The following is a 14,740-nucleotide window of genomic DNA, read 5'->3' as shown; positions in this document are numbered from 1 at the left end:
CGACCGGCTCCGATCACCCGCTGCGGTCCGGGACGGACGGAACAGGGCTGCCGACCAGTCCGGCGGCCCGGCGGTGCCGGCGCGCCGGTCGCGGCAGGCCGACCAGGAACTCCGGGAACATGCCGAAGAACGTGCGGGCGCTGCGCAGCTCCAGCGTGTGCGCGCGGGACCAGCGCACCGAGTTGGTCGCGCGGGCCCAGTGGTGGGTCCACCGCACGTCACCCAGCACCGCCACCGGCATCCCGTGCCGCCAGGCGCGCAGCCCCAGCTCGTGGTCCTCGTAGTAGAGGAAGAACTCCTCGTTCCATCCGCCCAGCCCGGTGACGTCGGCGGTGCGGCCGGCCACCGCCGCGCCCATCACCCAGGCGACGTGGCGCGTCTCGCCGGGCGCGGCCACCAGCCGGTACGAGGCGTGCAGCCGGGACAGCGGCCACACCTTCCGGTTGCCGAGCTTCGCCGTCGCGTACGGGAAGCCGCGTCCGTTGGCCTGCGGTGTGCCGTCGGTGCCCAGCAGTTGCGGCGCGACCAGTCCGCCGTGCGTGTCCAGGTGCCGGGCCAGCGCGTCCAGGCCGTCGGGGTGTACCTCCAGGTCCGGGTTGGCGAACAGCACGTACCGGCCGGTCGCCTGGCGCAACGCGACGTTGTTGGCGCGGGAGAAGCCGACGTTCTCCGGCAGCCGGATCACCCGCGCGCCCAGCTCCTCGGCGACCGCCGCCGAGTCGTCGGCCGAGGCGTTGTCGACCACCAGCCACTCGTACGGCTTCGGGCCGCGCCAGCAGCGGCGCAGCGTGTCCGCCGAGTGGTAGGTGACCGTCACCACGGTCCACGGCTGTGCCGTCATCACGCCCTCCGAGCGGTCAGGTAGCCGAGCAGGGACGCGAACCCGAACCGCGACCCGGTCCAGCGGCGGCGGGCCGCCGGGCCTTCGGCCAGCCCGCGTCCGATGCCGCGCAGGAACGGGCCCAGCAGGCCCTGCCGGGCGCGCCGGGCGGCGAGCGCGAGGTGCGCCAGCGCCAGCACCGGCACCGCGACGAGCAGCAGCGGCCAGGTGAACGTGCGGGACGCGACCAGCAGCCGGTTGCGGGCCAGCAGGAACGCACGGAAGCCCTGCAACCGGGTGTCGCCGTCCACGCTGTGCCCGCCCGCGTGCGGCAGCACCACGTCCAGCCCGCGCGTGCGCAGCCCGGAGGCGTAGAGCCGGAACGCCAGGTCGGCGTCCTCGCCCCAGGCGAACAGGTGCTCGTCGAATCCGCCGAACCGCCGGTACAGCGCGGCCGGGAAGACCGCCGCGCCGCCGGACGGGCCGAGCGGGGCACGGCCCGCCGTGGCCCGCCTGTCGATGAACAGCGACACCGGGTTCAGGTCGATGCCCACGTACTCGCCGCCGTGCATGGCCAGACCGACCGCGATCGGGGCGTCCGGGTCGGCGGCGACGGCGGCGCAGATCCGGTCCAGCGCGCCGTCGGGCAGCCACACGTCCGGGTTGAGCAGCAGCAGGTGACTCGTGGTGACCGTCGCCGCCGCCCGGTTGCAGCCGGCCGCGAAGCCCGGGTTCGTGGCGTCGGGCAGGTACGCGTACCGGTCGGCGGGCAGGTGCCCGGCGATCACCTCGGCGCACCCGTCGGACGGCCAGTTGTCCGCGAAGACGAACCGGACCGGCAGGTCACCGGCGCTGCGTACCCAGGTCGGCAGCGTCTCGGCGAGCATGCCGGCGGACCGGTAGAGGACGGTGACCACGGTGAGGCCGTCGAACGTCATGCCGCGCTCCTGCCCAGCCGGTGCAGCACCCAGAGGCCGGGCACCAGGCTCAGCCAGGTCGGATAGATCAGCGGATACAGCTCGTAGACGCCGAACAGCGCGAAGTAGACGACGAACGCCCGCGCCAGCTGCCCGGCCGGCGCGCGGGAGAACTCGAACCACCGTTCGGTCGCGCCCACCGCCAGCCCCAGCGCGGCCAGGAAGAACACCGCGCCCAGCGGGCCGTAGTCGAGCAGCGGGATGGCCACGAACGTGGCCGTGTTCATCAGGTACGGCTGGCTGAGCTGGGACGTCAGCCCGTACAGGTCCGCCTTGCCGACGATCGGCTCGACGCGGGAGCCGAGGAACGTCAGCGAGTACGTGCCGTACCGGGGTTCCAGGTGCTCCCGCTGCGACCACACCCGCCCGAACGTCTCGGTGGACGAACTCAGCGACAGGTCCAGCGATCCGGCGCTGCTGGTCAGCGCGTTGCTGCCGTAGCGGGCCCGGAACTCGGTCTCGAACGCGCCGGTGCCGGCCATGGTGCGCTGCCCGCCGAGGAACACCGCCGCGCCGAGCGCCACCGCGCCGATCAGCAGCACCACCGGCGTACGCGCGGCCAGGAACGACGCGGCCCGTCCCCGGGTACGCCGGACCGACAGCGCCGCGATCAGCGCGGGCGCGATACCCACCAGCACCGAGTTCTTGCTCGCGCCGAGCGCCGCCCCGACGGTGAAGACGGCGGTCAGCGCGTAGTAGACCGGCAGCGCCCGGCCGCGCGCGGACAACGCGCGCAGCAGCGACACCGCCATGCCGAGCGTCCACGCCTCGGACAGCAGCCCGATGACCAGGTTCGACTGCTCGCGCAGCACCTGCCGGGCGGCGTCCGGGTTGTCGGCGAGCAGCGGCGGCACCGTCCCCCGGAACCGGATGGCCGCGGTCACCACCGCGACACCGAGCAGCACGGACAGGTACGTCAGCAGGCGCCGCTCGGAGGGCCAGGACAGCGCCGGGCGGGACCGGTCGCCGTCCTCGTCCCGCCTGTCGATCAGCCGCCGGCCCACCGCCCAGGCCAGCAGGAAGACCGTCACGTAACCGGCGAGCACCGGCAGCACGCCGCGACCGGCCCAGGAGTCGTACGGGCCGGGCAGCACCCGCACGGCGAGCAGCGCGGCGGTCCAGACGGCGGCGCAGGCGGCGAGCGCCCACATCCGCAGGCGCGCGGCGAGCAGCGTGCCGACCGCCAGCGCGAGCGCGACGGCGATCCCGGCGTCCACAGTCGCCAGCAGCACTGCCGCGCCCAGCGCGAACGGGATCCCGACCGACCAGAGGCGTCGCTCAGCGGGTGGCACGGGCGACCGTCCGGTACAGGTCGTGCCAGTCGTCCACGCATCCGTCGAACGAGTGCCGGTCCGCGTACTGCCGGGCCAGCTCGCGCCGCCGCTCGTCCCACGCGGCCGGGTCGGTGGCCGTCCGCACGGCGGCGGCCAGCGCCTGCGGCGTCAGCTCCGCCCGGTACGCGAGCACGCCGTCACCGGCGGCTGTCACCTCGGTCAGCCCGCCCGCGCCGGAGTGCACCACCGGCACACCCAGCGACATCGCCTCCAGCGCGCTGCGCCCGAACGCCTCCACCCGGGACGGCACCAGCAGGCAGTGCAGCCGTTGCAGGAACGGCGCGGCGTCGACGCGGCCGACCAGGTGCAGGTTCGGCCGCTCCTCGACCTCCACGGTGCCCGCGCCGGCGACCAGGAACTCCACGTCCGGCAGCGCCGCGGCGACGTCCGCCAGCAGGTCGGCGCCCTTCTCCCGTTCCAGCCGGCCGAGGAAGCCGACCCGGACCGGGCCGTCCGGCGCGAGGCCGCCGGTGTCGGTCACCTGCGGCCAGATGGCGGGCAGCGGATTCGGGATCACCCGCACGTCGCGGATCCGCCCGCGTACCCGGAGCTCGTGGGCCTCGAAGCCGGAGACCGCGACAGTCGCGTGCGGCCGCAGCCGCCGGAACATCAGGTCGGTGCTGATGTTGGCCTGCACCGCGGCCTTCGCGCGCAGCGTCTCCGCCGTGTCGCGGTACTGCCAGAGGCTGTTGTGCAGCGTCACCACGAGCGGCGTGCGGCGGCCCCGCACGCCCAGGCCGGCGCGGGCGTGCATCGCGGCGGAGAGCAGGTGCGCGCTCACCACGTCCGGCCGCAGTTCCTCGACGAGCGCGCGGATGCCGCGCGCGTACCCGAGGTCCACCCGCTTGGCCGCGCCCAGCGGACGCCACGGCACGCCCGCCTCCCGCAACCCCGCCGCCACCTCGTCGTCCGGGGTCGCGGCGACCACGTCGACGCCGCGGGACGCGAGCGCCGGCAGCATCTCGATCAGGAAGCGCTCGGCGCCGCCGAGCTGCCGCCGCCCCGACCCGCCGGTGGTGCAGACGAACAGCACCCTCATCGGACGCCCATGCCTTCCAGGGCGCCGCGGGCGATCGCCCGCCGCGCCGCCCCGCCGCCCACCGCCGCCCGGGCGAGCACCCCCAGCGTGTACGCGGAGCAGGCCACGGTGCCCCGCCACCCGGCCAGTTCACGGCTGGCCCGGATGAACTCCCGGGTCTGCCGGCGGGAGATCTCCTCGGCCGCCCACCGGCGCTTCGCGCTCGCGTCGTCCTCGTGCGTGACCACCGCGTCCGGCAGGTACGCCAGGCGCAGCCCCAGCCGGCGCACCGCCCAGCACAGCCGCAGATCCTCGGAGTAGAAGAACGACGACTCGTCGACCCCGCCGATCCGGTCCAGCGTCTCCCGCCGGATCGCCACGAACGGCCCGGAGAGCCAGTCGCCCCGCTCCGGCGGGGCCACGATCCGCAGCCGCGGGAACACCAGGCTGAGCCCGGTGGCGTGCGCGACGCCGGTGCCCACCGTGAGGAACCGGCCGGCGGCGGTCTGGTCCCGGCCGGTCGCGTCCAGGACCTTCGGGAACGCCGCACCTACAGCCGGGTCGTCCAGCTCGGCCACCAGCCGCTCGATCGCGCCCGGCCGCACCAGGATGTCGTTGTTGGACAGCACCACCCGGGACCGGGTGCTGTGCCGGACACCGAGGTTCATGCCCTTGGCGTAGCCGAGGTTCGTCTCCGAGCGCACGTACCGGGCGCCGGTCTCGGCGCACATGGCCCGCAGCCGGTCGCTGATCTCGGCGGCGCTGCCGTTGTCCACCACGACGGCTTCCACGCCGTCGGGCAGCGAGCGGACGCAGCCGTCGGTGCGCTCGAAGTCTTCCCAGGTCAACACGACGATTGAGACGTCCACCGCTAGGCCATCCGATTGACGAGGAGGTGCGTGGACCGCTGGAGTCGCTGCCGGGTGCGCAACGCGTAGACGCCGTAGGCGACAGACGACGCGACCGCGGCGCCGAGCGCGCCGGCCCACGGGATGAGCAGAACGTACAGCACCACCGACACCGACATGGTGACGAGGGCCACGGCGGTGGTGGCCTGCTCGCCCGCGCGCTTGAGCAGCGCCGCGCTCCACGTCTTGCCGGCCGACAACGCCAGCGTCCCGGGCAGCAGGAGCAGCCCGAAGAGCCAGGCGTCGCGGTAGTCGGGCGCCAGCACGCCGAGCACCGCCAGGCCGATCACGGCGAGCGCGGCGATCGGCAGCGCCGACCTGACGACCTCGCGGCCGTGGTCGCCGATGGCGTCCGGATCACGCTCGGCCAGGATCCGCTGCGCCCGTACCACCGCGCCGGACTGCGCGAACTCCAGCGCCGCCACCGCCAGCGCGAACACGCCGAGCGCGCCCGCGCCGGCGAAGCGGGCCACCAGGACCTGGCTCAGCCGGTACGTGAGCATCTGCGCGCACACCCCGACGTGCAGCCGGCCCACCGCGAGCAGGTCGGCGCGGTACTCGGTGCGCCCGGCCGTCGCCGCCGGCACCGGCCCGAACCGCCGCGCCCAGCCCAGCACCGCCACCCCGAGCACAGTGGCGGTGGCGACCTGGACGCCCAGCCACAGCACGCTCCACAGGCCGCCGTCGAGCCGGTGGCCCAGCCAGAGCAGCCCGTACCCGGCGACCAGCACCGCGCCGCCGAGCGCCCGCATGGTGTAGACGAACCAGAACCGCTTGAGGCGCAGGCCGAGCGACGCAGCCGTGTTGAACACGGTGAGCGCGCAGCCCGCGCCGATGCCCACCGGGTGGCTGCCCAGCCCGGCCAGCGTGGTCAGCAGCGCCGCGGCCAGCGCGGTGAGGCCGAGCGAGACGGTGAGGATGCCGGCGATCCACACGCGACCGCGCGACATGATCCAGCCGGCCGGACGGGACAGCAGGAACGTGTCCACGGACAGGCCGCCGAGCGCCGCGCCCACTGTGGCGCTCACCATGTTCGCCGCGAGTTCACCGCGTTCGGCAGCGGGCAGCGTCACCGACACCAGCGCGGCGAGCCCGGTCAGGCCCAGGGCGACCAGATAGAGACGCTCGGGGGAGACGATCCGCCGGACCCGGCCTAACACCCGGCGCCCAGGCGCCGGCGCCGGCCGCGAGCCGGCCACGCGGAATCCACTCGTCTTCCCCCAAGATGCGCGGATGTGTGCGGGCCTGTTCTACCCGACATGAGCGCCGTTGCGCAATGGATCCGGCGGGCGGGTACGCCCGTGGCGTCCCGCCGCCGGTAGGGTGACGCGTCGTGGACCTCGCCCACTTCCGTGACACGATCGGCAGGCGGTGGCCGATCGTGCTGGCGCTGACGCTGCTGTGCGGCGCGTTCACCGGGGTCCTCGCCGAACGCCGGCCGCCGGTATACCGGGCCGAGACCCAGATGGTCGTCACGTTCGCCGCCGAGAAGTCGGCCGCCCCGCAGCCCCGCCCGCCGGCCGACGAGGCGGGCCGGTTGATGCAGCGGCGGGTCAAGACGTACGCCACCATGATGAACACGCCCCGGCTGACCCGCCCGGTGATCGACTCGCTCGGACTGCCGTACACCACCGACGACCTGGCCGGCCGTGTCGTCGCCTCGTCCACTGTCGACTCCCTGGCGATCGACGTGGCGGTCACCGACCGGTCCGCCGGCACCGCCGCGGCGATCGCCGCAGCGCTCGCCGCCGAACTGCAACGGATCGCCGAACGCGACCTGCCGCCCGCCGGGCTCGGGCTCAAGGCGCAGGTCGAGGTGGTACGGGCCGCCGCGCCGCCGCCGCGTCCCGAGCCGGTGCGGTGGCAGTGGTACGCGGCCGGCGGCGCGCTCGGCGGCCTCGCCGTCGGGGTAGGGATCGCCCTGGTGCTCGGCTACCGCCGGGCGGGCACGCCGGTGGGCGAGGACGTCCGGACGCTCTGGGCGACAGTGGCCCGCCGCCGCCCGCCGGCTCCGGCGGCTTCGGACGTGGTGGCCTCGGACACGGCGGCTTCGGAGGCGGTGGCTCCGGACACGGTGGCTCCGGACACGGCGACCTCGGACACGGCGGCTTCGGGCGCGGCGGCTTCGGGCGCGGTGGCCGATGACTCGGCCGGGGTGCCGGGTCAGAGTGACGGCCGCGTGGCCGACGCTTCCGTGAAGGAGCGGCAGGCGTCGTAGCCGGGCAGCAGCCCCGCGTCGCGCGCCTGCGCCAGGCGCGGTGCCGCCGCGTCCCGCTCGGACAGCAGCAGCGGCGTCGCCGCCGGCCAGTCGATCCCGAGATCCGGGTCCAGCGGATGCACTGTGTGCTCGGCCGCCGGGTTGTACGTGGCGGAACAGAGGTAACTGAGCGTCGCGTCGTCGGTGAGCGCGCAGAACCCGTGCCCCAGCCCTTCGGCCAGGTAGACGGCCCGCCGGTCGGTGTCGTCGAGGCGTACCGCCTCCCACCGGCCGTACGTCGGCGAGCCGACCCGCACGTCCACCACCACGTCCAGCACCGCCCCGCGTACGCAGGTGACGTACTTGGCCTGGCCGGGCGGTACGTCGGCGAAGTGGATGCCGCGCACCACGTCCCGCGCCGACACGGAGAGGTTGGCCTGCGCGAGCCGCAGCGGATGGCCGACCGCCTCGGCGAGCCGGTCGAAGCGGTACCACTCCAGGAACAGGCCCCGCGGGTCGCCGTGCTGGCGCGGGGTCACCTCCCAGGCGCCCTCGATGCTCAGCGGACGGATCTTCACGACGCGCTCCCCGAAGCGGACCGCTCGGCCAGCAGACCCAGCAGGTATTCACCGTAACCGCTGCGCGTCAGCGGGTGGGCCAGCATCCGCAGCCGCTCGTCGTCGATCAGCCCGGACCGCCAGGCGACCTCCTCGACGCAGCCGATCTTCATGCCCTGGCGTTCCTCGATCACCCGGACGAACTCGGCGGCCTGCATCATCGACGTGAACGTGCCCGTGTCCAGCCACGCGGTGCCCCGGTCGAGCACCGTCACTGTCAGCTCGCCCCACACCCGGTACGTCTCGTTGATCGCGGTGATCTCCAGCTCGCCCCGGGCGCTCGGGGTCAGCTTGCGGGCGATGTCGACCACCCGGTTGTCGTAGAAGTAGAGGCCCGGCACCGCGTACCGGGACCGGGGGTGCTCCGGCTTCTCCTCGATCGACAGCACCCGGCCGGCGTCGTCGAACTCCACCACGCCGTAGTCCTGCGGGTTCGCCACCGGGTACGCGAAGACCCGCCCACCGGCCGGTTCGCCGTGCTGGGCGAGCTGCCGGCCGAGCCCGACGCCGTGGAAGATGTTGTCGCCGAGGACCAGCGCCACCGACTCGTCGCCGATGAAGTCGGCGCCGAGCAGGAACGCCTGCGCGATGCCCTCCGGCCGGGGCTGCTCGGCGTACGCCAGGCTCAGCCCCCACTGGCTGCCGTCGCCGAGCAGCCGCTCGAACTGGGCCCGGTCGTCCGGCGTGGTCACCACCAGGATCTCCCGTACCCCGGCCATCACCAGAGTGGAGAGCGGGTAGTAGACCATCGGCTTGTCGAACACCGGCATCAGTTGCTTGGAGACGGCCCGGGTGATCGGCCAGAGCCGGGATCCGGTGCCGCCGGCGAGAAGGATTCCACGCACCCGCGGAGACTACCCGCGGGGCCACCGCCCCCGTGGCCCGTCGACGTTCCGCCCGGCCTGCCCGTACGGCGTAGACTCCACGACCCGTGAGGATCCTCGTCACCGGCGGCGCCGGCTTCATCGGGTCGGAGTACGTGCGGATGCTGCTGGGCGTCCCCGGTGGCGACGCGGCCGGGGTGCCGGTGGAGGGCCCCGACGCGCTCACGGTGCTGGACAAGCTGACCTACTCCGGCAACCTGGCGAACCTGGCCCCGGTACGCGACGACCCCCGGCTGCGCTTCGTCCGCGGCGACATCTGCGATCCGGCACTGGTCGACGAGGTGGTGCCCGGGCACGACGTGATCGTCCACTTCGCGGCCGAGTCGCACGTGGACCGCTCGATCACCGGCGCCGCTCCGTTCGTCACCACGAACGTGCTCGGCACCCAGACACTGCTGGACGCCGCGCTGCGGCACGGCGTGCGCCGGTTCGTGCACGTCTCCACCGACGAGGTGTACGGCTCGATCGACTCCGGCTCGTGGACGGAGAGCTGGCCGCTGGCGCCGAACTCGCCGTACTCCGCCTCGAAGGCGGGGTCGGACCTGCTGGCGCTGTCCTACCACCGCACTCACGGCCTGGACGTCGTGGTGACGCGCTGCTCCAACAACTACGGGCCGTACCAGTTCCCGGAGAAGGTCGTCCCGCTGTTTGTGACCAACCTGCTCGACGGCGGCACCGTGCCGCTCTACGGCGACGGCGGCAACGTCCGCGACTGGCTGCACGTGCACGACCACTGCCGGGGTGTGGCGATGGTGCAGGAGAAGGGGCGGGCCGGCGAGGTCTACCACATCGGCGGCGGCACCGAGCTGACCAACCGGCAGCTCACCGAGCGGCTCCTGGCGGCGTGCGGGTCCGGCTGGGACCGGGTCGTGCCGGTCACCGACCGCAAGGGCCACGACCGCCGCTACTCGCTGGACATCAGCAAGATCAGCAACGAGCTGGGGTACGCCCCGAGCATCGACCTCGACCGGGGCCTGGCCGAGACGGTCCGCTGGTACCGGGACAACCGGGCCTGGTGGGAGCCGCTGAAGACGGCCGGCCACTGATGACCCGGGTGCTCGTCACCGGCGCGGGCGGGATGCTCGGGCGGGACCTGCTCGCCGTGCTGCGGACCCGGCCGGACCTGTCGGTCACCGCCGCCGCCCGCGCCGACCTCGACGTCACCGACGCCAACGCGGTCCGGGACGCGGTCGGCGGGCACGACGTCGTGCTCAACGCCGCCGCGTGGACCGATGTGGACGGAGCCGAGACGCGCGAGCGGGACGCCACAGCCGTCAACGGCGACGCGGTGACCACCCTGGCCCACGCCTGTGCCGGTTCCGGCGCGCGTCTCGTGCACGTCTCCACCGACTACGTGTTCGCGGGCGACGCCACCGAGCCGTACCCGGAGGACGCCCCGACCGGCCCGGTCAACGCGTACGGGCGCGGCAAGCTCGCCGGCGAACTGGCGGTGGCGCGGCTGCTGCCCGAGACCGGATACGTGGTGCGTACCGCCTGGCTCTACGCCACCCACGGGCGCAACTTCGTCACCACCGTGCTGCGGCTGGCAGCCGAGCGCGACCGGCTCGACGTGGTGGACGACCAGCACGGGCAACCCACCTGGTCGTACCGGCTCGCGGAGCGTCTCGTGGCGCTCGCCGACGCGGCGCTCGCCGGCGACGCGGCGCCCGGGACGTACCACGGCACCGCCGCCGGCGAGACGACCTGGTACGGCCTGGCCCGCGCCGTCCTCGCCCTGCGCGGTCTCGACCCGGACCGGGTCCGGCCGACCACGAGCGACCGCTTCCCGCGCCCGGCGCCGCGCCCCCGCTACAGCGTGCTGGCGCACGACCGGTGGGCGGCGGCGAAGCTGCCGCCGCCGGGGGACTGGTACGCGGACCTGGCCGAGGCGCTCAGCGCCCCCCGCCCCGGAACACCTCGGTGACGGTACGCAGCACGATCTTGATGTCGAGCCAGAGCGACCAGTTCTCGACGTAGTAGTTGTCGAACCGGGCCCGGTCCGAGATCGGCGTGTCCCCGCGCAGGCCGCTGACCTGCGCCAGCCCGGTGAGCCCGACCGGCACGCGGTGACGCATCGCGTATCTGGGGTATTCGATGGAGAACTTCTCCACGAAGTACGGCCGCTCCGGCCGGGGCCCCACCACGCTCATCTCGCCGCGCAGGATGTTCCACAGCTGCGGCAGCTCGTCCAGCGAGGTGCGCCGCATGAACCGCCCGATCGGACCGACCCGCTCGTCGTGCGCGATGGACCAGGTGGTCTGCGACTCGTGCTCGTCGGCCGGGCGCATGGACCGGAACTTGATCACGTGGAACGGCTTGCCGTACCGGCCGATTCGCTCCTGGCGGAAGAACACGCCCCGGCCGCCGTCGAGCAACGTGGCGACGGCGCAGAGCAGCAGCAGCGGGCTCAGCAGCACCAGGGCGGTCACCGCGAACACCACGTCGGAGGCGCGCTTGAGCCGCCACCTGGGCCCGGTCAGCGTGGTGTCGCCGATCTTGATGATCGGGATGGCACCGATGTGGTCGGGGTAGCCGCCCTGCGACCGCGACCCCCACAGGCGCGGCACCGCCCACAGGTCACAGCGGGAACTGACCGGACGCAGCAGCGCCTCCATCAGGTAGGCCTCGGAGCAGTCCGGGTCGGCGATGACCAGGACCTCGCACTCCAGCATGTCGGCGAGCTTCTCCAGGTCGTCGATCGTGCCGATGAGCGGCAACGCGCCGATCCGCGGCCGTGACGGGGCGTCGACAGCGCCGACGAACCGCAGCCCGTACTGCGGGTATCGGCGCAGCAGCCGGGCCAGCTCACCGCCGATCGGGCCGCCGCCGATCACTATCGCGTTGTGCTCCACCCACCGCCGCTTGCGGGCCAGCAGGATGAGCCGGCTGTTCAGCGCCCGCCCGACGATCACCAGGCCGGCGGAGAGCGCGACGCCGCGCATGAACCCGCTCACGTGCGGCACCGAGTCGTGCCGGAGCGCCGCGATGATGGCACCTACCGCGCCGGAGGCCAGCAGCCGGCCGCCGAGGCTCGGCAACTCGTCCAGGATGCTGATGTGCCGGCGCGGCCGGTAGAGCCCGCCCGCGGCGAACAGGCCCACCGTGAGCGCGGCGTTGAACAACGTGCCGCGCCAGTAGTCCTGCGTCAGCAGCAGCGGCGCGAGCAGCGCCGCGACGTCGATGGGCGCGGTCACCATCCAGGCCCGCAACCGGCGGGTACGCGTCGACGCCCGCGAACCCGCGTACGGCAGCACTGTCGTCGTGTCCAGGCCGCCGTCCATCGGCGCGTTCATGGCCACACCGGACGGTGGCGCGGACGGATGCTCGAACGCCGGCAGGCGTGGCATGGTCGATCCTTCCCCGTGGCGCCCCCGGCCCGGATGCAGAGACCGACGGCGATCGCAGGATACGAGTGGCCCCGCCCCGCCGCCAGCACCGGCATGACAGATCGACGTCCTACTTTCCGCTGATGGCGAGGATCTCGGGGACCGAGTCGCGGCGCACCGCGTCGAACAGCGTCTTGGAACGCGCCGGATCGGGGAACACGACGCTCTCACTGCCGACCCGGCCGGTGCCCTTCACCGGGCAGGTGAAGAACGTCAGGTTGCCACCGCGGAGGCCACGCATCTCCATCGCGAGATCCACCAGCGACAGTGACTTGTCGACGGCCACCGAGTCCGACGTGGCGCGGACGAACGAGTTCAGCTTGGCCGGGTTGGTCAGCACGCCGCCCGAGGCCGCCTTGTCCAGAATGGCCTTGATCACCTGCTGCTGGTGCCGGATCCGCGCGAAGTCGCCGTCGGGGAAGGCGTGCCGTTCCCGCGCGTAGTCCAGCGCGGCGGCCCCGTCCATGGTCTGCCGGCCCTTCTCGAAGGTCCGCGTGCCGATCAGCGAGTACTTCGTGGTGAAGCCCTTCTCCACGTCGATCTCGACCCCGCCGAGCGCGTCGATGATCTCCTTGAAGCCGGCGAAGTCGACCATCGCCACGTTGTCCACCCGTACGCCGCTGAACTTCTCCACCGTCTGCACCATCAGCGGCACGCCGCCCCAGGCGTACGCGGCATTGATCTTCGCGTCGCGGCCGCCGCGGCCCTCCTTCGACTTGGGGACGGCCGTCCAGGTGTCCCGGGGGATCGAGATGAGCTGTGCGCTCGACCGGTCCTTCGGCAGGTGGGCCAGGATGATCGTGTCGCTGCGCGAGCCGCCGGTGCTCTCCGGATCGCGGGAGTCGCTGCCCAGGATCATGATGTTCATGGCGCCCTTGGCCTCGACCTGCGGCCGCGACTCCTCCGGTACGCCCTCGAAGGCGTCGACCCGCTCGATGGACTTGTCGACCGAGCGGTAGTAGAGGCCACCGGCCAGCGCGCCGCCGCCGGTGAGCAGCACCACCGCCAGCAGCACGATCAGGGCGATCCGCCGGCCCCGGCGGCGCCGGGGCGCCTTCTCCTCCACGGACCCGCCCGGCTCCACATGAGAGCCCTGCGTACGCGGGTCGGAATCGGTGAGCTGGTGGCGATCTGACATGCCGCGATGCTACTGATTCGCGTCGCACCGTGTGGACCCGCGCCCGGACGGTGACGCCCCCGGCGGCGGCGCGGCGACGGAGCGGGGTGGCCGCTCCGGGCCTTGCCGCCGGGCCCCGCCGGATCGATGATGGTGCGGAAGGCCAGGTCGACCGAGGAGTCGAGATGCAGGTCATCCACCAACCGCGGGTGGCGTGGGACGCCGCCCGGGTCATCGGCGGCGCGATCCACGACGAGCACCTGTTCGGCTGGCTGCGCGGCGAACTCGGCGCCCTCATGGGCCCCGCCACGGCAGCGGCCCTCGACGAGACCCGTGAGCGGGTCCGCTGGGCCGGCGACGCCCGGCTGCTCGCCGAGACCGGCGTGTGGCGCGTCCGCCTGGAGGACTCGCTGCGGCAGCACCCCGACCTCGCCGTCGGGCTGGCCGGTGTCGTCTCCACCGCCCGCGGGCAGCGCCCGGTTTAGCTTTCGCTTAGCTCGCTTGTCCGGCGGCACACCGGTCCGGCAGCATCGACCGGCGTGACCGACGGCACCGCACCCCACCCGCCGGCCGCCGGCGACGCGCCCGGAGCCGCCACCCCGGACGGTCGACGCCGCGCCGCCACACGCCGTCGCCGCCTGGCCGCCGCCGGTCTGGTGTCCGTCGCCGCCGCGGTCGCGGTGACCCTCGCGGTACGCGGCGGCGCCGCCCCCGCCTGCGCCGCCCCGCCGCGCGCTGCCGTGGCCGCCCTCGCCCCCGCGGCCGCCGCCCTCCCGCCCGGCGCCGCACTGCCGGTGGCTGCCGCCCCGCCCGTCGGCGGCGCGACGCGCAGCGGCAAGGCGACCTTCTACGACTCCGAGGGTGCCGGCGGCAACTGCTCCCGGCCGGCCGCGCCCGCCGACCGGATGTACGTCGCTCTCGGCCCGGACGAGTACGCCTCCGGCGCCTCCTGCGGCGGCTTCCTCGACGTCACCGGCCCGCGCGGCACCGTCCGGGTCCTGGTGATGGACCAGTGCCCGGAGTGCGCGCCGGGTCACCTCGACCTCTCCGCCGAGGCGTTCGCCCGCATCGCCGATCCGGTGCAGGGGGTGGTGAAGGTCAGCTACCGCGCGGTGGTGAACCCGAGGCTGCCCGGACCGCTCACCTTCCGGATGAAGGAGGGCTCGTCGCAGTGGTGGTTCGCCGTCCTGGTCGGTGACCACGGCAACCCGCTGCGCTCGGTCGAGGTGCGGCAGAACGGCTCGTGGCGCGCGGCGCAGCGGCAGGACTACAACTACTGGCTGATCGAGTCAGGGGCCGGTCCCGGCCCGTACGAGATCCGGGTCACCGACGTGTACGACCATCGCGCGACCGCCACCGGCATCCGGATGCTCCCCGGCCAGGTGCAGCGCAGCAAGACCCGCATGTACGACGCCAACCCCGCCACCCCCAGGCCCACCCCGAAGAAGCCGAGCCCCACGCCCCCGAGCCCCACCCCCAGCC

The 14,740-nt window shown here is 73.8% G+C and carries 15 protein-coding genes; 5 read left to right on the top strand and 10 right to left on the bottom strand.

The features are described from left to right. Positions 1-13 precede the first annotated feature (13 nt). From M8C11_RS26875 to M8C11_RS26850, 6 genes are read right to left on the bottom strand one after another with little or no spacing between them, the layout of a single operon-like run. A complete protein-coding gene (locus M8C11_RS26875) occupies positions 14-841 on the bottom strand; it encodes a glycosyltransferase (protein WP_252454136.1) in 828 nt (275 codons plus the stop codon). Next, a complete protein-coding gene (locus M8C11_RS26870; protein WP_252454134.1) occupies positions 841-1,758 on the bottom strand; it encodes a glycosyltransferase family 2 protein in 918 nt (305 codons plus the stop codon). The genes M8C11_RS26875 and M8C11_RS26870 overlap by 1 nt, the downstream gene beginning before the upstream one ends. Next, complete coding sequence (locus tag M8C11_RS26865) at positions 1,755-3,089, bottom strand: hypothetical protein (RefSeq protein ID WP_252454132.1); 1,335 nt, start codon at positions 3,087-3,089, stop codon at positions 1,755-1,757. The genes M8C11_RS26870 and M8C11_RS26865 overlap by 4 nt, the downstream gene beginning before the upstream one ends. Next, positions 3,076-4,170 (bottom strand): glycosyltransferase family 4 protein, encoded by a 1,095-nt coding sequence (locus M8C11_RS26860; protein WP_252454131.1) that lies wholly within the window; start codon positions 4,168-4,170, stop codon positions 3,076-3,078. Before M8C11_RS26860 ends, M8C11_RS26865 begins: the two co-directional genes overlap by 14 nt. After that, positions 4,167-5,018 carry a glycosyltransferase family 2 protein gene (locus tag M8C11_RS26855; RefSeq protein WP_308212788.1) on the bottom strand — a complete coding sequence of 284 codons (852 nt, stop codon included), beginning with the start codon at positions 5,016-5,018 and terminating at the stop codon, positions 4,167-4,169. The genes M8C11_RS26860 and M8C11_RS26855 overlap by 4 nt, the downstream gene beginning before the upstream one ends. A gap of 2 nt (positions 5,019-5,020) precedes the next feature. Next, on the bottom strand, positions 5,021-6,217 hold the full coding sequence (locus tag M8C11_RS26850) for a lipopolysaccharide biosynthesis protein (RefSeq protein WP_252454128.1): 1,197 nt from the start codon (positions 6,215-6,217) through the stop codon (positions 5,021-5,023). Positions 6,218-6,390: 173 nt separating this feature from the next. Here M8C11_RS26850 and M8C11_RS26845 point away from each other — a divergent pair, with 173 nt between their 5' ends. Then, on the top strand, positions 6,391-7,275 hold the full coding sequence (locus tag M8C11_RS26845) for a YveK family protein (RefSeq protein ID WP_252454127.1): 885 nt from the start codon (positions 6,391-6,393) through the stop codon (positions 7,273-7,275). Here M8C11_RS26845 and rfbC read toward each other — a convergent pair. Beyond that, positions 7,221-7,832 (bottom strand): dTDP-4-dehydrorhamnose 3,5-epimerase, encoded by a 612-nt coding sequence (gene rfbC / locus M8C11_RS26840; protein ID WP_252454126.1) that lies wholly within the window; start codon positions 7,830-7,832, stop codon positions 7,221-7,223. The two genes, M8C11_RS26845 and rfbC, sit on opposite strands and share 55 nt — an antisense overlap. Continuing rightward, on the bottom strand, positions 7,829-8,716 hold the full coding sequence (rfbA, locus tag M8C11_RS26835) for a glucose-1-phosphate thymidylyltransferase RfbA (RefSeq protein ID WP_252454125.1): 888 nt from the start codon (positions 8,714-8,716) through the stop codon (positions 7,829-7,831). The genes rfbC and rfbA overlap by 4 nt, the downstream gene beginning before the upstream one ends. An 86-nt stretch (positions 8,717-8,802) precedes the next feature. On the opposite strand from rfbA, the gene rfbB reads away from it, so the two are divergent. Beyond that, positions 8,803-9,801 carry a dTDP-glucose 4,6-dehydratase gene (rfbB, locus tag M8C11_RS26830; protein WP_252454124.1) on the top strand — a complete coding sequence of 333 codons (999 nt, stop codon included), beginning with the start codon at positions 8,803-8,805 and terminating at the stop codon, positions 9,799-9,801. Next, the gene (rfbD, locus tag M8C11_RS26825) at positions 9,801-10,679 is read left to right on the top strand and encodes a dTDP-4-dehydrorhamnose reductase (protein ID WP_252454123.1); all 879 of its coding nucleotides are present in this window, start codon (positions 9,801-9,803) and stop codon (positions 10,677-10,679) included. Before rfbB ends, rfbD begins: the two co-directional genes overlap by 1 nt. Here the strand turns inward: rfbD and M8C11_RS26820 are convergent. Together M8C11_RS26820 and M8C11_RS26815 are read right to left on the bottom strand one after the other, a co-directional pair. Next, positions 10,648-12,102 carry a sugar transferase gene (locus tag M8C11_RS26820; protein ID WP_252454122.1) on the bottom strand — a complete coding sequence of 485 codons (1,455 nt, stop codon included), beginning with the start codon at positions 12,100-12,102 and terminating at the stop codon, positions 10,648-10,650. The two genes, rfbD and M8C11_RS26820, sit on opposite strands and share 32 nt — an antisense overlap. A gap of 109 nt (positions 12,103-12,211) precedes the next feature. Continuing rightward, positions 12,212-13,279: an LCP family protein gene (locus tag M8C11_RS26815; protein ID WP_252454121.1), complete on the bottom strand. Its 1,068-nt coding sequence runs from the start codon at positions 13,277-13,279 to the stop codon at positions 12,212-12,214. A 164-nt stretch (positions 13,280-13,443) separates the two neighbouring features. Here M8C11_RS26815 and M8C11_RS26810 point away from each other — a divergent pair, with 164 nt between their 5' ends. Both M8C11_RS26810 and M8C11_RS26805 read left to right on the top strand, forming a co-directional pair. Further along, entirely contained in the window at positions 13,444-13,743 is a 300-nt protein-coding gene (locus M8C11_RS26810; protein WP_252454119.1) for a hypothetical protein, read from the top strand. Positions 13,744-13,797: 54 nt separating this feature from the next. After that, the coding region (locus M8C11_RS26805) for an expansin EXLX1 family cellulose-binding protein (RefSeq protein WP_252454117.1) at positions 13,798-14,740 on the top strand (943 nt) is incomplete at its 3' end.

The sequence above is a fragment of the Micromonospora sp. CPM1 genome (genome assembly GCF_023896895.1).
In the GTDB taxonomy this organism is placed as follows: Bacteria; Actinomycetota; Actinomycetes; order Mycobacteriales; family Micromonosporaceae; genus Micromonospora; species Micromonospora tulbaghiae.
The sequence above is the reverse complement of the archived record's forward strand: the minus strand, read 5'-3'. Positions and strand labels throughout refer to the sequence as shown.